The following is a 16,947-nucleotide window of genomic DNA, read 5'->3' as shown; positions in this document are numbered from 1 at the left end:
CGCAGATAATAGGGCGTTATCTGTAGGAAGACCTCACGACCGCCCCGCCGCCGACGCCCCGTCAGCCGCCCACCAGGAGCGACGAGCCCTTAGCGCCGGTTTCCGTTCCGATGTTCCTCAACCCCCTGGTCAGCCGCGGGGGCGGCGTCACCGGCTGGAACCTCGGCCTCCTCCGCCGGTCGCTCCCATCCCGGGCGGGTGATCCGCAGCAGGAACGCCGACGCTTCCGGCCGCACCCGCCCAGCAACCGTGCGCGGTTCCGGCGCACGCTCCGCGCACGCCTGGGCCGACGGCACGTCAAGCCCGAACCAGCGCACGACGGCGAGAGAGTCACGCGCTTCCCAACGGGCCGTGTCGACGTCGCCCCGCCCGTACGCGGACTCTGCGCCCTCTGCGCACTCTTCGACCTCACGGACCGCACCCCGGGCGCTGTCGTACTGTTCATCCGTCAGCCTGTCCCAATCGATGCGCTGAGCGAACGCACGGACCGTGTCCAGGGCAGTGCGCGCCATGCCGACCGACACGGCCGTTTGCGCGTTTTCCTCCGCCCTCTCCGCCGCCCGCTCCGCATGGATGTCGTACACGCGCGCCGTCTCGGCCGTCGCCCGCAGCACCGACGCGGGACGCTCGGCGATCACGTACGCGATAGCGGCCCCCGTGACCTCACCCCACGTACCGCGCACGTCCCCTGTTGGAAGAGTCACGGTGTGGCCGCCGCCCGACTGGAAATGGAAGCGGAACCGGAACCGCTCACCGCACACGGACAGTTCCGAGAGCAGGTCGGAGCGCCGGAACTCACCCTCGTAGCGGTCGCCCAGCGACCGCGCTTGCATTGCTTCCGGCCACTCCGCCGCCGCCCTGCGCGCACGCTCGATTTCCGCCATGGACGGCGCCTTCCGTGCACGCTTCCGGGTGGCTGAAGTCTCCGCCGTGGTCTCGGCCGGAACGGGGGCCGGAGCGTCCGCGGGCACGGGCTGGGGGCCCGGCTTGTCAGAGACCGGCATGGACCGGTTCGGGCGGGTCGGCTGGCGGGCGATGGGGGCCTCGGCGGCCACCAGGTCGCCGACGGCGCGCCATGCGATGCCCTCGGCGGCCTGCTGGCCGTAGCGGGTCAGGGTGGCGCCGTCCCAGCGGTAGCCCCGGGCGGTGAGCCGCCACACGCACCGCAGGACGGTTTCACCGGCCTCCTGGCGGGCGGTGAGCACCAGGGCGCAGTGTCCGGCTTGCGTCTGGACCGTGGCGGTCCATCCGGCCGCTTCCGCCTGGGCGGTGAGGCGGGCCAGGTTGCGGGGGCGGTCGGCGGCCGGGGCGGTGGGTGTCGGCGCTTCGGCGGGGCTCGGGGCCAGCTCCTGGGCTCGGGTGCGCGAGCTGCTGACGGGGCGCGTGGTCGCGGTCATGTCGGGTCACTCCTGATCGGGTTGGTGCCGGGTGAGTTGCCGCTCACACCGGGAGGCAGGGCAAGGGGGAGGCAGGGGCGTTCCCGCCGGGGCCGGTCGGGCGACCGGCCCCGGCGGGGCGGTGCTCAGTTGCGGCGGTTCGGGGGCCGGTTGTCCCTCGGCGCCGTGTGGCTGGCGCTCTCGCCGTGCGTCGGGGCCTGGTCCGGGCGGGGCACCCGCTCGGCCTGCCGGTACTCAACGCCCGGTTCCGGGGCCACCGGCGCACCGGTCTCGGTGTCGACGGTGTACGCCTCCTGGATCTCCTGAGCGGTAAGCGGCCGAAGCCAGAAGTTCCGGACCCTCCAGCCGCGTACGAACTCCGACCCGTCGGGGCCGAAGGTGCGCACAACCAGTCCACCGGTGCCGCAGCCAACCATGGCTGCCGCGATCACTGCGCAGACGCGCATGGATGCGGCCTCGTTGATGATCAGGGCATCACCGATCACCGTGAGCTCCTGGCCTTCGGTGAGGTCACCGTGCGGCGTGCTGGCGCTGGCCACCATGTGGTGCGTCCCGTCGCCAAGAACGGCGCTCAGGAGCAACAGGTACGCGTCGGCGGAGCGATCGAGCAACGCGTGCGCTGTGTCGGCGGCGGTGCGCGTCGCCTCGTCCGTCCCGTCCCCGATGACGGGGTCGGGCGTCCACCTCATCGCGTCAATGCCGAGATCCTCGCCCGGGTCAACGTTCTGCCCTTCGAGGCTTTGCCGTACGTGGTCTTGGTACTCGCTCATCGTTCCCCTGCCTTGGGTTGTCGAGTTGGTGGTGGGTGAGTTGCCGCTCACCAACAGAATCAATAATACACTCTCGGCGGTGATCGTCAACCCTCAATTACCCCCCGGACGTGCGCAGTTGCGGCGACTCGACCGGCGTCACAGTCGTACGGAAGAACCGGTTCGCGGTGAGGCTGAACGTGACGCGCTTGGTCTCGCCGGTGCTCTCCCGCTTGCCGTAGACCTCGACGTCAGTCAACTCCCCTTCGTCGTACGTCACTTGCAACACGGTGCCTTCCCAGACCTCGGGCCACGGGGCGGGCCGGTTCGCGGTCCTCGGGCGGGCGTGGGCGGCCAGACTCTGGGTGGGGTTGCGCTCGATGCGTACCCGCTGCCCCCGGCTGATCGGTCCTGTGGTGGTCATGCTGTCCCCTCTCTGGCGGCTGTGGCTCCGGGAGGGTGGGGCGACCGGTGGCTGCTCCACCCTGGGCGGGTCACTGCGTCCGGGCTGCCCGCTGCTCCTCGGCGGCCGTCAACAGCTCGTTGACTCCGTGGCGGGCGTGGTCGGCCCGTACGCGCGCGGCCACGTCGTCGGCGGACGGCAGTCCGAACCCTCCGTCGCTGGCGAACATGTCATACGCCTCGCGCCACCCGCGCACCTGGCACTCGACTGCCGCGCGGGACGCGCACGCGATCGTCAGACCTCCGACGGTGACGGACAATGCGCCAATTCCGTCGGGGCTTACAGCCGCGCTGCGCGCCCGGACTTTGGCGCGACGGGGCGCGTCGTCCAGGATCACAAACGAATTAATGGTCAATTCGGGCTCGCGCAATTCTCCCGCGTCGACCTGCTCGGAAAAGATCCTGTCGAGCATTGCGGCGGCCTCGCACCAGCCTTCCCACCAAACGCGCGCGCCGGTAGGGTGCCGGAATTCGATGATTGCCGTGGGGATCTTCAGAAGGGGAATGAGCGTCAGACCGATGGATGCGTCGGCCTCGTGTTCTCCAGCAAGGTGGATCGTGAGTCGGCTTACCGCGTCAACAGTTTTCGCTTCCGTGTTCAAGGGGGCTCCTTGTGTTGGTGATTGAGACTGAGTCAGGTTGCCGCCTGACTCAAAATCAATAATACACTCTCTGGTCTGCGGGAAGTACCCGAATCGCCGAACCTTGCGACATCTCTTGCAACATTTCTTGCGGCTACCCCTGCGCCTTCTCTTGCGACATCTCTTGCGCGAGCCTCTCTGGGGAGGGCGACGTATCCGCAGGTCAACCAAGGGTTCCGCGCGTGGTTGGGAGTCTGACATCCCCTCTGCTGCCACTTTTCCCGCGCCGGTTGAAGGATGAGTGAGGTATGGGTGCGGGGGTGGGTGGGGTGGCGGGCTTCGGGGATTGGGGGCGGCCTTGTGTTGGTTGCGCGTCGGCTGGCGCCGCCGCGCCGTGCTGCGGGCCCGGTGGACGGGCAGGGGGTGGGGGAGGGGGGAGCGGGGGCCCGGAGGGCTCCTCTCCCGTCCTTTCCCCCTCCAGCTCCCTGCCCTGCCCTCTCTGTCCGTCTCTCTCCTCTACCCCACCTTTAGGGAGACGGGCCCGGGCTGTTCTGCCGGAGGCAGCCCAACCCCCCACCTGAACGGGCGATTGGGCCCCGGAGGGGCCCCTCTTACCCTTCCTTCGCATTCCGCGATTTATTTTTCCTCACGGAATACAATTCAATTCCCCTCGGTTTTAAGGGAATCGGGGATTCCGGGTGCCGCGGGTCAGAAGAATCCGCTGTCGCCGCCGTGCACGGGTGACTGGGCTGCCCTGCGTCCTGCCACCACCAGTCACGGACCAGTGCCGCACGCGGTACTGGAGCGGCGCATCACTCTGGTGCGATCCACTGCTTCGCGTACCTCCCGTGGCCAGGTCCTGGCCGCCGGCGTCGGCACGGTCGTGGTGACGGTGTCGCTGGGTGCCGTGCTGGAGCAGGGTAGGGCCGAGCGCGTGCTCGCGCTGGCCTGGGAGTGCGGCGTCCGGCCGGTCGTGGTGTTCGCCGAGACCGATCGGTGTGCTGCCGTGCAGCTGGCCGTAGCCGGGCTGTCCGAGGTGGCACCGGGCACAGATGTACTGGTCACCAGTGCCGTGGCCGGGTTGGGCCGGGACGCCTTGACGGCCGTTCTGAACGGCATCATCGTGTTGCTGGGCCCTTCTGGTGCAGGTAAGTCCACTCCGGGTAACCAGCTGCTGGGCGAGGACCGGCTGGCGACCGTCGTCGTGCGCGATGTGGACGGCGAGGGGCGGCGCGCCACCGCGTGGCGGGAGTTGACTTCGCTGCCCGGTGGCGGGGTCTTGCTGGACACCTCCGGTCTGCGCGTGATCGGCGTGCTCGGTGCCCGGAACGGGCTGGAGCAGACCTTCGCCGAGATCGAACACCTTGTCCGGGACTGCCGGTTCACGGACCACGCACATGCGAGCGAACCCGGCGGTGCGGTGCCGGCCGCCGTCGAGGCGGGCGAGATTCCCCAGCGCCGTCTGGACAGTTACCGCCAACTGCCGAGGGAGAACGCCTGCGCGGCCTCCCGCACCGACGCTCGGCTGCGCACCGACCGCGAGGCCGCCCAAAGGGCATCACCGCGGCATCTGCGTGCCACCTGCCAGTTCCGGGAGCGCCGGTTGTGAACAACACCGGCACACCCGGCCATGCTCCTGGCGCCGACCTGGTGACGGAGGCGTTCTTCATGCGGTGCGAACACGGCAGCGACTTACATCGACTACAACTACGTCGTCTGTCTCCTCCGCCCCCACGACACCGCCGAGAACGGAACCATGACCACCTGGACCGCCCGCCCCGAAACCGCCGCCGACATCCCCGCCGTCCGGGACATCCTCCTCGCGGCCTTCCCCACCGCCGCCGAGGCCGGCATCGTCGACGCCCTGCGCGCCGACCCGAAGGCGTGGATCGACGGCCTGTCGATGGTCGCCGCGGCCCCCGGCAGCACCCCGGCCGGGTATGCGCTGCTCACCCGCTGCCACGTCGGCGGTCAGCCTGCCCTCGCCCTGGCCCCGTGCGCGGTACTGCCCTCAGCCCAGCGCGCCGGTGCCGGCTCCGCGGCCATCCGCGCCGCTTTGGCCGCCGCCAGGGCCATGGGAGAGAACCTCGTTGTCGTTCTCGGACACGCCGGCTACTACCCTCGGTTCGGCTTCACGCCGGCCTCCCGCTTCGGCATCCGAGCCCTCTTCGACGTACCTGACGAGGCCATGATGGCCATGGCTCTGGACGGCACTCGCCCGGTCCCGGCGGGCACCATCCAGTACCCCGCAGCGTTCGGCGTCTGACCGCTCCGGTGGCGCCCTGGGGGCTTGTCCCCTGGGGCGCCACAGCCCTTTCCGGGCCGAGTGATCCCGGACAGGCCCGGGAGGAAGCGACGGCTGCCGGACGGTGGGGTCACACCGGGGCCGGGACCGCTTCCTCCTGCGGGCTGCGCGGCCAGGGCAGCACACTCGAGCCGCGCAGCACACTCGAGCCGCGCAGCGCCTGACGGCTCACGCGCTACGGAGCGGCTGCGGGCGTCTGCGCGTCACAGGCGGGAGCGGCTGCGCGAAGGGCGGAGGTCAGGTAGCGGTGAACGGTGTCCAGTTCGCCAGGGGTGAAGTCCTCGGCCGCATCGACGAGGCCGGTGATGAGCGGGCCGAAGAAGGACCAGCCCAGTTCCACGGCCTTCTGCTCCACCGTCAGCATGACGCGTCGCCGGTCGTGTTCATCGCGCTCGCGGCGGACGAGCCCCAGGCGCTCCAGCCGGTCGAGCAGGGCAGTGGTGCCCGCCGAGTTGATCCGCAGCGCCGAACCGAGGTGTCCCGGGGTGACGCCGGTGCCCGTCCGGTCTGCGTCGAGCAGGTGGATGAGGGCCCGCAGATCGGTGGGGTGCAGGCCGTTTCGCGCGGCGAACTCGGCGCCGCGCAGATCGAATTCGACGGTCACTGCGCGCAGTAGATGGACCAGCCGCATCGCGGGGTTGTTGTCATCATTCACTGGTCTAGTATCTCGCTGAGCGAGATACTAGGTCAACGAGATGAATCCCTGGAGGGTTCGCAGTGTCCTCATCCCAAGAGTTCTTCGCCGCCTACGACGCACTGCTCGCCCGCTGGCCTGCCGGTACCACCGAGATCGATGTTCCCACTCCGTACGGCACCACCCGCGTCCACGCCTACGGCCGAACTGAAGCCGCCCCCGTTCTCCTTCTGCACGGCGGCGGTTCCACCGGCGCGGTCTGGTTCGCCAACGCCCCGGCACTGGGCACAGACCACCGCGTGCTGGCCGTCGACATCCTCGGCGACGCCGGACACAGCATCCCCGGCGGGCGCCCGCTGCGTGCGACCACAGACCTGATGGCCTGGCTGGACGCGCTGCTCGACGGCCTCGACGTGTCCCGCGTGCACCTGCTGGGTCATTCCTACGGCGCCTGGATGGCCCTGAACTACGCCCTGCATGCCGCACGGCGGGTCGACCGGCTGGTGCTGCTCGACCCGACCCAGTGCTTCGCCAGCCACCGCCCGGGTTTCCTGTTGCGCTCGCTGCCGGTACTGCTCCGGCCGACGCAAGCCCGCGCACGCGCATACCTGGACCGTGAGACGGCGGGCACGGACACCGACCTGGGCTGGAAGCATCTCTATGCCTTGGCTGTCTCGGGCTTCGCGGACCGGAAACTGGTCGTCGGCCGCCGCCCGGACCCCACGGCGCTGAGTGTCCCGCTCCTGGTCCTTCTCGCCGCCCGCAGCGACGCCCACGACGCGGCGAAAGTCGCAGTCCGCGCCCGTAAGGCCGTACCGGATGCCAGGATCGAAATCCTCGCCGATCTCACCCACTTCGCTATGCCCACCGCCGCGCCTGCGCAGACGAACCGCCTGATCACCGGCTTCCTGGCAGGCAACGATGACAAGCAAGCGGCCCTGGGCGCGATGTGAGGAGAACCAGGCGGAGTGGCGCCCTGGAGCCCCTCGGGAGGAGAACAGGCAGAGAGCCTGACGAGGTCGTGCATGGTCGGCGGCGGTGCGCACAACGGACCGGTCTCTGCGACGAGTTCGACGATCGCCTCAGGCCCCGGCCCGGTGATCCGCCGACTGCGAATGATCGCTGCGCGCGCACGGTTCCCCACCACACAGACCATGACCGACGATCAAGGACTCGACACACCACAGCCAACCAGGCACGAGCTCGTCAGCAGGGCGCAGGCCCCGCGAGGGCGGCTCACCGGACCATGACGTCCGCCGACACCACTGTGTCCACATCCGAGTTGCAGGCGAAGTAGACCGCGGCCGTGGTGCCGGGCCGGGTGTTGACGACAGTGGTCCTGCCGACCAGCGCGCCTGCGGCGGTGGGCCTGAGTCCGGTGATCTCGACAGGGGTTCGAGCGGTCATCCGGCCGCCGACGAGAGATCCTTCGGCCCGTCCGCCCCCGCCCGGGTTCCCGCAGTTGCGCAAGGTCAGGGTGACCGTCTGACCCAGGTGGACGACCTTCGGGCTCACCGTGGCGACAAGCCCACCGGCGCCGTCGTCGGCGAGGGCAGCGGGCTCCACGAGACCCAGCAGAGCACTCGCCGCCAGTGCGACAGCTGAAGAGCGGACCGAACACATGGAGTACTCCCTTCCGGCGTGGCCGGGCGCGTATCCATCGAGGCCGTGCCTGTCCTTTCGAACGTAGGAAGGCCCTCCGCACGAGGCGACCCACGATCTGCCGAACAAGTGACACTCCAAGACGCCCGTCCGGCACCGTGGCCGGCCCCAGACACAACAGCTCGCCGAGGCAAGTGCCGCAGTTGGGGTGCTAGGCGTCGGCCGCGGTCTGCGGGTTGGTGGTCATCTCCGGCGCCGTGGCTGGCAGGGCGCCGGTGGTGACCTGCTCGTGCTGCGCCGGGAACCGGCCGCACGGCGCCCCGCCGAACCGGACTCAGTGGGTCGGCGGGCGGCTCAACACCTTCGAAGGGGTACCCCCCTCGTTCAGGCCTCGCGGTGAAGAAGGCCGCAGAAGAGCTTCGACGGTGGGGCGCGGCCGTGAGGGCCTCGGTGTCGCCCCGGTCTGCGGGCCGGTGTGCGCCGAGGACAGGTTCTGCCTCTCGAAGTGCCCCGTCGAGCAGCGGTCCGTCTCCGCCCTGGCCGAGGCGTTGGAGGAGACCGGCGCCCGCTGAATGCCCGGATTCGGCCCAGCGGTGTTCTGCGGGGCCTGTGAGTGTCTGCTACGAAGTCCCGCCGCCTGAAATGCCGTTGTCGGGTGCGACCCCTTCGTGAACGTCGGGCATGCCGGTCGGACCAAGTCCTTGGGACGTACTGCGGGCCCGGACGCTGGTGTGGGTGAATGACGATGACTCTTGTGCCGTACAGATGTGAGGTGCGCAGCGTGGGGAGAAGAGCCAGGGTGCTGCCCGTCGGCCAGGCAGGTGACGGGCTGTGGGACGTCTAGGAGGTGAGGGTGCGTTTGGAGCGCGTTGCGAGGCCCCGCTCGGCATGCCCGGAGTTCTTCGCGGTGCCCCCCGGCAGCCGGACCGCGACGTGGTCCGGAGCCCGGCCCCTGCGGACCGCGCGCCGCCGGGGCGGGTGCAGCGTACCGGGTGCGTTGCTGCACGGGCCGCGGTTCCCGCGCGGCGGCGTGGGCACGGGCCCCGGCACCGAGTCTGCCGGTCGGTAGCTTCGGGTGAGGGCGGGCCGTGTGGTCGCTTCAGACGTCAGTGTGCATTGTGGTCGTAGCGCCCGATGATCCACGCTGCGCCCCGTTCGGCCAGTGCGCTGCGCCGTTCCCGGCGGGACCGTCTCCGCGGCACGTGCGAAGTGCTCTGCCCCTGGCCCGGAACGACCGCGAGCGCGGCAAGGCGTTCACCGGCGCGCGCCAGATCGGCCCGCAGTCGTTCGTGCCGTTCGGGGGACCTGGTCCGCAGCAGGGCTGTGTAGAGCCCTTCGATCTCGGCCACGGCGGCTCCCAGCCGGAGATTCGCGTCGCGTCGTTGAACGTCGCCGTGCGGCATGGGTGCTTTCCCTCTCCGGGGCGTGCTGCCCCAGGCTGACTTCGACTGCCGTGCTACGGCAGCTCTCTCGCCGGTCAGAGCGCTAGATGCCCTCCTGGACCAGCAGGGCGATCCGGTCGGGGTCATGGACCACCCAGCGCGGCGCCGGGGTGCCGGACAGGCGCAGGCGGCACAGGGTGGTGCCGCTGGGGCCGGTCCACCAGGCGGTGACGGTGCCCGGCCACGGCCATCCGGCGTGGTGGGACACGGCAACGGGCCGGTAGGCGTGCTGGATCCGGTCGTCCGGGTCGGGCGAGGGGCATCCCGTCGCCAGTTCTTCCAGCAGGCGTATCGCCGCGGACTCGCCTCGCATGGTCAGGCCCTCCCCTCGGCGCGGTCTGCAATGATTTCATTATTGCGCAACTGATGCTGTTTCGTTCAGGGTTTGTTCTGTGCGCTGCCTGTGACGACGCTGCGCTTGCGGGGGGTCGGCCGCAGAAGTGGCCGGAGCCGGGGGAGTCGTCGGCGAAGCGGGTGTTGCCGGTGGTGGGAGCGGGTGCGGCCACCACCGGCCGTGTGACTGGTGCGGTGTTCGCCGGGCCGGGGACCACAGTGATGTCCGGGCCGGTAGGCGGGCCTGGATCCGGGCGCCGGGGGAGAGGCGGGCGACCGTCTCGGCCTCGGTGGTGCGGCCCGGGCCGTGGAGGATGAGTGTCACGGTGTGGTCCATGCCCGCGGTGCCGATCCCGGTGTCCCTGTCTACGCTGCCGATCCCGGTGACCGTGATGCCGTGTCCGTTCAGGGTCCGGGCTGTCCGGGAGGTGAGGCCGGCGGCCGGTGTGCCGTTGTGGACGCGCACGGCGGCTCCGTGTCCGCGGACGGACGGGCCGTCGGCGCTCGGTGTCGGGGCGTCACCGGTCGCCGGTGGCGTCCGCGTCGTACGATCGGTGTTCTGGCCGTCGGCAGGACGGTCCGCCCGCGGTGCCGCCCGCAGTCGGCCGGCGTGCGGCGGGATGAGCCGGATCCGCCCCTCGACTGCCGGCGCCCTGGCTTCTGCGGTCACAGAAGGCCCGTCGGCCGGCGTCGGGTCACCAGTCGCCGCCGAAGTCGCCCCCTGCGCCGGAGCCGGAGTCCCCGAAGCTGCCCCCGAAGTCCGGGGCGTTGAAGTCCGCACCGGAGAACTCGCCGCCCTCCGGCAGGTCGGCGGCCCCCGGGAAGCCGCCGCCGTCGTCGGCGAAGGCCGATGGCGCGCTGAGCAGGCTGCCGAGCAGGGTGCCGGCGAGCAGGCCGCCGATCACGCCGCCTGCGCCGCCGAAGTAGCCGCCCGCCCAGGGGGCGTAGGCCGGGCCCGCGTTCCAGTACGGCTGGGCGCCCTGGTCGGTGGGGACCATGCGCATCAGTGGCTGTCCGCCCTGACTGACCGCCAGCGCGTCCTCGGCGCAGGCCGGCACCATGCGCGGCGCTCCGCCCGGCGGGCACCAGTTCACATCGCTGGCCGACGGGCCGTGGCGGGGGTCGAAGAAGCACGGGAGACGCCGCTCGGGCAGCGGCGCACCGGTGCGCCGGGCGGCGAGAGAGGCCAGCGCGAAACGGCCCTCGGCAAGTGTCCCGGTGACCGGCTGCACGTCCTGTGGGTGTGTTGCCGCAGCCATCTGCTGCTTGGCGCGGTCGTAGGCGTCCAGGGCGCGGGTGTAGTCCTCGCGCATCGCGTCCGTGGCGCCCGGCTCGGACGGTGAGAAGTCGAGGCGGTCCAGTTCCTCGCCGAAGGCGGTGATGTCCTCGTCCACCACCACGCGCAGTGCTTCCAGTTCGGCCCGTTCGCGCTCTTCCCGCTTCTTGCGTGCCCGCCGGTACAGCGCATAGCCGCCCCCGGCCGCACCGGCCACGGCCAGTCCGCCGACCAGCATGCCGGTGGCCGGACTTCCGTCCCCGGAATCGTCCCAGGAGTCGGGCGCGTGGCCCTTGGCCTGCTGGAGCGCCTGGTCCACGAAGGCGTTCACCTCGGCGGAGGCGTCGAAGGAGTAGGAACGCCTCACCGCGCCCTTGAGGTTGTCGACCGCGTCCTTGGACATCACCTGCCGGTCGGCGCCCGCGTTGAACCCCGTGCCGAGCCGGACCGCGTACACACCTGTGACACCCGTCAGGGAGCGCAGGTCACGCAGCACCGTGGCCTTCGGGTACTCGGACGCCTCGGGCAGTACGGCGACGAAGACCGGCTTGTCCGCCTTCTTGATCTTCTCGGCGAGCTGGTCGGCCTGCGCCCGCGGCAACTCGCCCTCGGCCCGGGGGTCGACGTACACCGGGCCTTTGCGGAACGCGTCCGCCACGGCGGCGGGTCCGGTTCCGGCGGCCGATGCACTGGCGACCGGCAGGGTGAGCGTCACCGTCGCTGTCACGGCCAGCGCGGCCGGCAGCCGGACCAGTCGGCAAGTCCGTGCGGAAGAGGAGAGCAAAGGAACCTCCTGGTGTTCCAAGGCGGCAATGCAAACACTTTAACTACTGCGCAACTGTGCAATCTGTCACCGGACCCGGGCCGCAACCGCACGCGGGGGGCAGGCGGACGGCTGCGACTCTGCAGCAGCACGGCACGGTCCTGGTACCGCCCGCCCGCCGTCGCTCGCCGCACGTGGACAAGAAGCCCCCCCGATTCCTATACTTGCGCAATCTCTAAACTATGATAGCCGGGATGTCCGGGGTACGGACGGGGTGGACGGCGGAGCGAGGAGTCCCGGGTGTTCTTCGATATGGGCCCGTTGAAGCTCATCACGCTGGTGGTCTTGGCCGCACTCGTCTTCGGCCCGGACAAGGTGCCCCAAATCATCCAGGACGTATGGGGGTTCCTCCGCAAGGTGCGCGCCGTCTCCGAGAGCGCCAAACAGGACATCCGCTCCGAACTGGGCCCGGAATTCAAAGATTTCGAGTTCGAGGACCTGCACCCGAAGACGCTTGTACGCAAGCACATGCTCGACGCCGACGGTCTCGGGCTCGATGAGATCCGCAACGCTCTCGACCCGGGGGAGGAGTTCGCGCAGGCCGCCGACGCGGTGCGCGAATCGGCCGGCAAGGCCCGGACCGGCAGCGCGCAAGCGGGGCGCGTGAGCGTGGCGAAGACGGAACAGCCCGACCCGGCCGGCCGCCCCGCGTTCGACCCCGACGCCACCTGAGACGTGCCACCCCTCCCTCGCACCCGGCCTTCGGCCGGCAACGCGTGGCAGGACGATCGCTCTCGCCGGGCTCGGGCAGGGGCCGGCCAAGGAGGTTCCTTCGTGCCTTGCGACGGGGCTGCGGTGGCCTCAGCCGCCGGCGCCGCTCAGCCCGTGCACCGGCGCGAGGGTGCGCCGCGAACGTACGGTCAGCTGTCCGACCATCAGCCGTACGACCATGACGGTGTCGGGGTCGTCGACGTAATAGATCTGCCGCCGGCCCTCGCGGCGGGAACGCACGAGTCCGGCGACCTTCAGCTTGGCCAGGTGCTGGCTGACCGCGGGCAGCGTGCCGCCCAGGAGGTCGGCGAGATGCGTGACGTCACTCTCGCCTTGCGACAGCGCCCACATCAGGTGGAGCCGGGCCGAGGAGGCGAGCAGCCCGAACATGGCGGCTGCCTCGGCGAGAACCTCCGCGGACGGATCCTCGAAGCCACCGACGTTCCCCGTCACAGCTCTCTCCCGTCCGCCCGCTGCGCAGCCGTCAACTGCGCGTCCACTCAGTGTAGGCGTGCGCCTGCTCGGCTTCCGGGCGCCGAGGACACGCTTCGCCGCCCGGGTTCGAGGCCGCACCGGGCAACGGCAGAACCAAGTGATCAGTCCTGCCTGCGCTGTTGATCGGGATGAGCGGGCCACGCGTAGGGTCGGCTCACCCAGGGGGCGCGGGTGTGGCTTCCAGCTCTCTGCCGTCCGTGGCTGAGAGGGCATCATCGCCGGAAGGGCCGAGCGGCTGCGCCGAGAGGGAGCCGTGTGCGTCTGCGGGCCTGACGAGCGAGAGGCCGATGCGCGACCAGCCGCTGAGCGGGACGGTCTGTCCGCTCAGCCCAGCGATGCACTCACCGTACGCAACTCGTCCAGGGCCGCCAGGACGTACCCGGCGAGCTCGTCCTTGCCGTCACGGCTGTCCTCGGACCATTCGGCGAACCCGCGCTTGAAGGCGAGGACGCCCAGCTCGCTCGCGAGGGCCGCGGCCGGGTCGGACAGGCCGCGGGCGACCAGGGCGGCCGTCATCGCGGCCGCGAGGCTGACGGTCTTGAGGGCGTCACGCTCCTGGAGCTCGGCACTGGCGGCGACGGCAGCCTTCAGGCGCGGGGCGAGCTCGCGGTTCACGGGACCCATCGTGCTCGACGCGCGCTCAAGTCCGGCAGCGACCGCCTCGAGCGGACTGGCGTCGTCGGGTGCCTCGGTGATCCCGTCGGTCAGCAGCCGGCTCAGCGTCTCCTGTCCGGCCACCAGCAGCTCTCGCTTGTCAGGGAAGTGCCGGAAGAAGGTGCTTTTGGTGACCCCGGCGCGCTCGGCGATCTGCGTGACCGTTGTGGCGTCGTACCCCTGCTCGGTGAACAGGTCGACTGCGGCCACGACAAGGCGTTCGCGTGCGCCTGGTTCCCATCGTGCCATGGCCCCATCATACGTGATGGGACTCTTGTCCCATCACCTTGCTAGAGTGACGGGACAAGAGTCCCATCACTCCGGGGGAGAGCTCCATGCACGTCTTTGTCACGGGTGGCACCGGCCTGATCGGTTCCGCCGTCATCGCCGAACTGCTCAGCAACGGCCACAGCGTCCTCGCGCTCGCCCGTTCCGACGCCTCCGCGCTGGCCGCCGAGACGGCCGGCGCCCAGCCTCTCCGCGGAGCTCTCGCCGATCTGGACGTCCTCCGCTCCGGCGCCGCTCAGGCCGACGGGGTGATCCACCTGGCATTCGCCAACGACTTCAGCAGCCCCGACGCCGTCGCCAGGGCGGTCGCCGAGGAGAGCGCCGCCCTCGCGGCCCTCGGCGCCGAACTCCTCGGCAGCGACCGGCCCTTGGTCACCTGCTCAGGCACGCCCCAGGTGCCGGGCCGCGCCTCCACCGAGGCCGACCCGCTGCCGGCCGACGGGCCGGTCGGTGGCCGTGGCCGCGCCGTCACGGCGGTCTTGGGCCTGGCCTCGCGCGGAGTCCGGAGCACGGCCGTACGCCTGCCGCGCACGGTCCACAACCAGGGCACGGGCGGGTTCGCCGGCTTGCTGACCGGCATCGCACGCCGGACCGGAGTGTCCGGCTACCCGGGCGAGGGCACACAGCGCTGGCCGGCCGTGCACGCGCTCGACGCGGCAGTCCTGTTCCGGCTCGCGCTGGAACAGGCACAAGCCGGCACCTCCTGGCACGCCGTGGCCGACGAGGGAGACCAGGTGCGTGACATCGCCGCGGTCATCGGCCGGCGGCTGGGCCTGCCGGCCGAGCCGGTGCCGCCGCAGACGTACGGTCCTCTCGGCGCGATCTTCGCCAGCGACCAGCCCTCCTCCAGCGCCCGCACCCGGCAGACCCTCGGCTGGGAGCCGAAGCATCTCAGCCTCCTGGAGGACCTGGAGAACATCCAGCCCTGAAAGGCGACCAAAGGGCCCGCTTACGGCACTCGCGCCGGCAACGGCGAACCCTCGCCCTCGCCCACTCGGCATAGCCGCTGTGCGGCCGTTCACGTCCACAACCCACATGTCCACAACAGGAGGCCCCCATCATGGTGGCAGTTGTCTTCGGCGCTCGCGGTAACGTCGCTCGTCACGTGGCCGATGGCCTGCTGGCCGCCGGTGAGCAGGTCAGAGCAGTCAGCAGGACCCCGGCCTCGGGCTCGACGCCCGGGTGGGAAGCCGTCACCGCCGACCTGGACCGTCCCGAAACGCTGCCCGCAGCGCTCGACGGCGCCGACAAGATGTTCCTGTACGGAATGCTCGACCCCCACAGGCCCTACGACATCGAGAAGGTCGCTGCGGCGGCCACAGCCGCAGGGATCCGGCAGATGGTCCTGCTCTCATCCGTGTCGGTCGTGAACCACGACGCCGACCACCCGGTACCCCGCCTGAACCGCACGATCGAGCAGGCCGTCCAACAGTCCGGCATGGACTGGACGTTCGTCAGGCCAGGGACATTCGCGGTCAACACCCGCACCTGGTGGGCCGAATCGATCCGCACGGACAACGTCGTCCGTCTTCCCTATCCGCTCGCACAGTCGGCACCGGTGCACGAGAAGGACATCGCGGCGCTTGCGGTGACCGCCCTGACCGAACCAGGTCACTCGCACCAGGCCTACACCGTCTACGGAGCCGAGTCCCTGACCCTGCAACGGCAGGTCGAGTACATCAGCGAGGCCCTCGGCCGCCGCATCCGGGTCGAACACGTCTTCGACGAGCAGGCTCGCGCGGACGTGGGCAGAACAATGCACCCGGTCGTGGCCGAGGCAATCGTGAGCCAGTGGGCCGCTGCCGACGGCGTCCAGGCCCCGACCTCCGTCATCGCCGAAAAGATCACCGGCACGCCGGCGCACACATACGCCCAATGGGCCGTCGACCACGCCGACGACTTCCGCTGAACTTGTCGGAGATCAGAGGCTCGGCGTCAACCGCTGTACCGTCTGGTAGGGAGGGGGTGGACGGCACCGGGGTAGCGCCCCTCGGAAACCGGCAGGCTTCCTGGGGCGGTTCATGAGACAGCACATCTACCTGCCTCCGCAAAACGTCGCCAGGGCGCTGGCCAAGCTGGCCGAACTGGCGCCACCGGCCGAAGCCGCGTTGCGGCCGCCGCTTGAGCTCACACTGCCCGGGGGCGACCGGCTCATCCTCCCGTTCACGTCGCACTTCAAGAGCGAGCCGGTCGACTGCTCCACAAGCAGGACGCTCGACCTCGACACGTCCATCATGTTCGGCGCCGATGATGTGCTGCGCGAGTACGCGGAGGCATACGGCCCTGAGATCGGTGAGGACGGGCGAATCCAGATCGGGTACGTCTACCTGACGATCCGGTTCGAGTCGTTCCTGCACCCTCGTTACGCGGCAATGGAGTTCTGGGCAGCGACGTCGGGCATGAGCCGCTTGTTCGCGCGGTCGGCCCGCGTCAGGGAGGTGTTCACCAGCCTCGCCGCCGCCAGCGGCGGAGTGTGCTGTTTGTTCGACACCGGCGATGGCGGCCCTGAGCAAGTGTGCTGGCTCAACGGCGAGACAACCCAGGAGATGGTCTCCGGCCCCCGCTTCCCAGATTCGCGAGCCCTTGTGGCGACTTGGCCCGCCCCCCACCAGTAAGCACCAGTACCCCTCGATACATCCCAGTGTCTCTACTGGACGGTGACTTCCGAGGATTTCGACACATACGCACATCGCACGAGGCGCGCCCGGACCTACCTCAACTGGTCCGGGAACACGGGGGTGTTCCGGCTGCGGGTATAGGTCTTAACCGGTTAGGTGTGTGGCTGTTTGGGGTGCGAGACGGTGGGCCGGCAATGGCGAGAGGAAAGACGGGCTGGCCCCCTGTTTGAGGGTCAACTCTCAAAGAAAAAAAGGTTGTTGAAGTCGCTACTTCAACAACTAGCCAAGGAATTTACGGAGTAAATTCCGATCGACTTCAATTCGAATTGAAGTCAAGTCCCGGCCAACGGAGTTGGCCGCAATACCAGAATATTTCCGGAACGGAGTTCCGGAAACGAGCGCGCGGGAGCGCGCTGCTATGAGGTTTAGCCGGAGGCCACAGCGTGCCGGAGGCACGCACGTTATGGAAATGGCCGGAGGCCAATTCCATAACGCCCCGCCGGAGGCGGGCAATTCGCGCGGGGACGCGCGAAGCGAGCGCAGCTCGCATTCGGCTGCCGGAGGCAGAGCGAAGCGG

At 70.0% G+C, this 16,947-nt stretch carries 20 protein-coding genes; 8 read left to right on the top strand and 12 right to left on the bottom strand.

Features of this window, described 5'->3' with window-relative positions; translation table 11 throughout:
* Positions 1 to 89 precede the first annotated feature (89 nt).
* From ACZ60T_RS31225 to ACZ60T_RS31210, 4 genes are all read right to left on the bottom strand, one after another.
* On the bottom strand, positions 90 to 1,397 hold the full coding sequence (locus ACZ60T_RS31225) for a hypothetical protein (protein ID WP_469668988.1): 1,308 nt from the start codon (positions 1,395 to 1,397) through the stop codon (positions 90 to 92).
* A gap of 125 nt (positions 1,398 to 1,522) precedes the next feature.
* A complete protein-coding gene (locus ACZ60T_RS31220; protein WP_469668987.1) occupies positions 1,523 to 2,257 on the bottom strand; it encodes a hypothetical protein in 735 nt (244 codons plus the stop codon).
* A gap of 7 nt (positions 2,258 to 2,264) precedes the next feature.
* Positions 2,265 to 2,570: a hypothetical protein gene (locus ACZ60T_RS31215; RefSeq protein WP_469668986.1), complete on the bottom strand. Its 306-nt coding sequence runs from the start codon at positions 2,568 to 2,570 to the stop codon at positions 2,265 to 2,267.
* A 70-nt stretch (positions 2,571 to 2,640) separates the two neighbouring features.
* Positions 2,641 to 3,210, bottom strand: a complete 570-nt coding sequence (locus ACZ60T_RS31210) for a hypothetical protein (RefSeq protein ID WP_469668984.1) — start codon at positions 3,208 to 3,210, stop codon at positions 2,641 to 2,643.
* A 613-nt stretch (positions 3,211 to 3,823) separates the two neighbouring features.
* Here ACZ60T_RS31210 and rsgA point away from each other — a divergent pair.
* Together rsgA and ACZ60T_RS31200 are read left to right on the top strand one after the other, a co-directional pair.
* The gene (gene rsgA, locus ACZ60T_RS31205; RefSeq protein ID WP_469669082.1) at positions 3,824 to 4,798 is read left to right on the top strand and encodes a GTPase RsgA; all 975 of its coding nucleotides are present in this window, start codon (positions 3,824 to 3,826) and stop codon (positions 4,796 to 4,798) included.
* 147 nt (positions 4,799 to 4,945) lie between these two features.
* The gene (locus ACZ60T_RS31200) at positions 4,946 to 5,455 is read left to right on the top strand and encodes a GNAT family N-acetyltransferase (protein WP_469668983.1); all 510 of its coding nucleotides are present in this window, start codon (positions 4,946 to 4,948) and stop codon (positions 5,453 to 5,455) included.
* 214 nt (positions 5,456 to 5,669) lie between these two features.
* On the opposite strand, the gene ACZ60T_RS31195 is transcribed toward ACZ60T_RS31200, so the two are convergent.
* Positions 5,670 to 6,125, bottom strand: a complete 456-nt coding sequence (locus ACZ60T_RS31195) for a MarR family transcriptional regulator (protein WP_469669081.1) — start codon at positions 6,123 to 6,125, stop codon at positions 5,670 to 5,672.
* An 86-nt stretch (positions 6,126 to 6,211) separates the two neighbouring features.
* On the opposite strand from ACZ60T_RS31195, the gene ACZ60T_RS31190 reads away from it, so the two are divergent.
* Positions 6,212 to 7,081: an alpha/beta fold hydrolase gene (locus tag ACZ60T_RS31190; RefSeq protein WP_469668981.1), complete on the top strand. Its 870-nt coding sequence runs from the start codon at positions 6,212 to 6,214 to the stop codon at positions 7,079 to 7,081.
* 283 nt (positions 7,082 to 7,364) lie between these two features.
* Here ACZ60T_RS31190 and ACZ60T_RS31185 read toward each other — a convergent pair whose 3' ends face one another.
* On the bottom strand, positions 7,365 to 7,694 hold the full coding sequence (locus ACZ60T_RS31185) for a hypothetical protein (protein WP_469668980.1): 330 nt from the start codon (positions 7,692 to 7,694) through the stop codon (positions 7,365 to 7,367).
* A gap of 461 nt (positions 7,695 to 8,155) precedes the next feature.
* Between ACZ60T_RS31185 and ACZ60T_RS31180 the strand changes: the two genes are divergently transcribed.
* On the top strand, positions 8,156 to 8,302 hold the full coding sequence (locus ACZ60T_RS31180) for a hypothetical protein (protein ID WP_469668979.1): 147 nt from the start codon (positions 8,156 to 8,158) through the stop codon (positions 8,300 to 8,302).
* A gap of 534 nt (positions 8,303 to 8,836) precedes the next feature.
* Here ACZ60T_RS31180 and ACZ60T_RS31175 read toward each other — a convergent pair.
* The 4 genes from ACZ60T_RS31175 to ACZ60T_RS31160 all read right to left on the bottom strand — a co-directional run bounded on the left by ACZ60T_RS31175 (position 8,837) and on the right by ACZ60T_RS31160 (position 11,565).
* Complete coding sequence (locus tag ACZ60T_RS31175) at positions 8,837 to 9,079, bottom strand: hypothetical protein (protein ID WP_469668978.1); 243 nt, start codon at positions 9,077 to 9,079, stop codon at positions 8,837 to 8,839.
* Positions 9,080 to 9,215: 136 nt separating this feature from the next.
* Entirely contained in the window at positions 9,216 to 9,485 is a 270-nt protein-coding gene (locus tag ACZ60T_RS31170; protein ID WP_469668976.1) for a hypothetical protein, read from the bottom strand.
* A gap of 39 nt (positions 9,486 to 9,524) precedes the next feature.
* Entirely contained in the window at positions 9,525 to 9,971 is a 447-nt protein-coding gene (locus ACZ60T_RS31165) for a LytR C-terminal domain-containing protein (protein WP_469669080.1), read from the bottom strand.
* Between the two features lie 229 nt (positions 9,972 to 10,200).
* Positions 10,201 to 11,565 (bottom strand): hypothetical protein, encoded by a 1,365-nt coding sequence (locus ACZ60T_RS31160; protein WP_469668974.1) that lies wholly within the window; start codon positions 11,563 to 11,565, stop codon positions 10,201 to 10,203.
* A 279-nt stretch (positions 11,566 to 11,844) separates the two neighbouring features.
* Here ACZ60T_RS31160 and ACZ60T_RS31155 point away from each other — a divergent pair, with 279 nt between their 5' ends.
* Positions 11,845 to 12,276, top strand: coding sequence for a sec-independent translocase (locus ACZ60T_RS31155; RefSeq protein WP_469668973.1), 432 nt, complete (start codon positions 11,845 to 11,847; stop codon positions 12,274 to 12,276).
* Positions 12,277 to 12,405: 129 nt separating this feature from the next.
* Here the strand turns inward: ACZ60T_RS31155 and ACZ60T_RS31150 are convergent, their stop codons facing one another.
* Together ACZ60T_RS31150 and ACZ60T_RS31145 are read right to left on the bottom strand one after the other, a co-directional pair.
* Positions 12,406 to 12,768, bottom strand: coding sequence for an ArsR/SmtB family transcription factor (locus ACZ60T_RS31150; RefSeq protein ID WP_469668972.1), 363 nt, complete (start codon positions 12,766 to 12,768; stop codon positions 12,406 to 12,408).
* Between the two features lie 366 nt (positions 12,769 to 13,134).
* On the bottom strand, positions 13,135 to 13,713 hold the full coding sequence (locus ACZ60T_RS31145) for a TetR/AcrR family transcriptional regulator (protein WP_365633911.1): 579 nt from the start codon (positions 13,711 to 13,713) through the stop codon (positions 13,135 to 13,137).
* An 86-nt stretch (positions 13,714 to 13,799) separates the two neighbouring features.
* Between ACZ60T_RS31145 and ACZ60T_RS31140 the strand changes: the two genes are divergently transcribed.
* The 3 genes from ACZ60T_RS31140 to ACZ60T_RS31130 all read left to right on the top strand — a co-directional run bounded on the left by ACZ60T_RS31140 (position 13,800) and on the right by ACZ60T_RS31130 (position 16,367).
* On the top strand, positions 13,800 to 14,681 hold the full coding sequence (locus ACZ60T_RS31140) for an SDR family oxidoreductase (protein ID WP_469668971.1): 882 nt from the start codon (positions 13,800 to 13,802) through the stop codon (positions 14,679 to 14,681).
* Between the two features lie 131 nt (positions 14,682 to 14,812).
* Positions 14,813 to 15,661: an NAD(P)H-binding protein gene (locus tag ACZ60T_RS31135; RefSeq protein WP_469668970.1), complete on the top strand. Its 849-nt coding sequence runs from the start codon at positions 14,813 to 14,815 to the stop codon at positions 15,659 to 15,661.
* 112 nt (positions 15,662 to 15,773) lie between these two features.
* On the top strand, positions 15,774 to 16,367 hold the full coding sequence (locus tag ACZ60T_RS31130) for a hypothetical protein (protein ID WP_469668968.1): 594 nt from the start codon (positions 15,774 to 15,776) through the stop codon (positions 16,365 to 16,367).
* Positions 16,368 to 16,947: the final 580 nt, after the last annotated feature.

It is taken from the genome of Streptomyces sp. NPDC104371 (assembly GCF_055583785.1).
The sequence above is the reverse complement of the archived record's forward strand: the minus strand, read 5'-3'. Positions and strand labels throughout refer to the sequence as shown.

What these genes read in the sequence shown, in the direction of transcription:
- ACZ60T_RS31195 (WP_469669081.1), bottom strand. Translation starts at nt 6,125, where the DNA reads ATGCGGCTGGTCCATCTACTGCGCGCAGTGACCGTCGAATTCGATCTG.
- ACZ60T_RS31145 (WP_365633911.1), bottom strand. Translation starts at nt 13,713, where the DNA reads ATGGCACGATGGGAACCAGGCGCACGCGAACGCCTTGTCGTGGCCGCA.
- ACZ60T_RS31135 (WP_469668970.1), top strand. Translation starts at nt 14,813, where the DNA reads ATGGTGGCAGTTGTCTTCGGCGCTCGCGGTAACGTCGCTCGTCACGTG.
- ACZ60T_RS31140 (WP_469668971.1), top strand. Translation starts at nt 13,800, where the DNA reads ATGCACGTCTTTGTCACGGGTGGCACCGGCCTGATCGGTTCCGCCGTC.
- ACZ60T_RS31200 (WP_469668983.1), top strand. Translation starts at nt 4,946, where the DNA reads ATGACCACCTGGACCGCCCGCCCCGAAACCGCCGCCGACATCCCCGCC.
- ACZ60T_RS31215 (WP_469668986.1), bottom strand. Translation starts at nt 2,570, where the DNA reads ATGACCACCACAGGACCGATCAGCCGGGGGCAGCGGGTACGCATCGAG.
- ACZ60T_RS31225 (WP_469668988.1), bottom strand. Translation starts at nt 1,397, where the DNA reads ATGACCGCGACCACGCGCCCCGTCAGCAGCTCGCGCACCCGAGCCCAG.
- ACZ60T_RS31170 (WP_469668976.1), bottom strand. Translation starts at nt 9,485, where the DNA reads ATGCGAGGCGAGTCCGCGGCGATACGCCTGCTGGAAGAACTGGCGACG.
- ACZ60T_RS31130 (WP_469668968.1), top strand. Translation starts at nt 15,774, where the DNA reads ATGAGACAGCACATCTACCTGCCTCCGCAAAACGTCGCCAGGGCGCTG.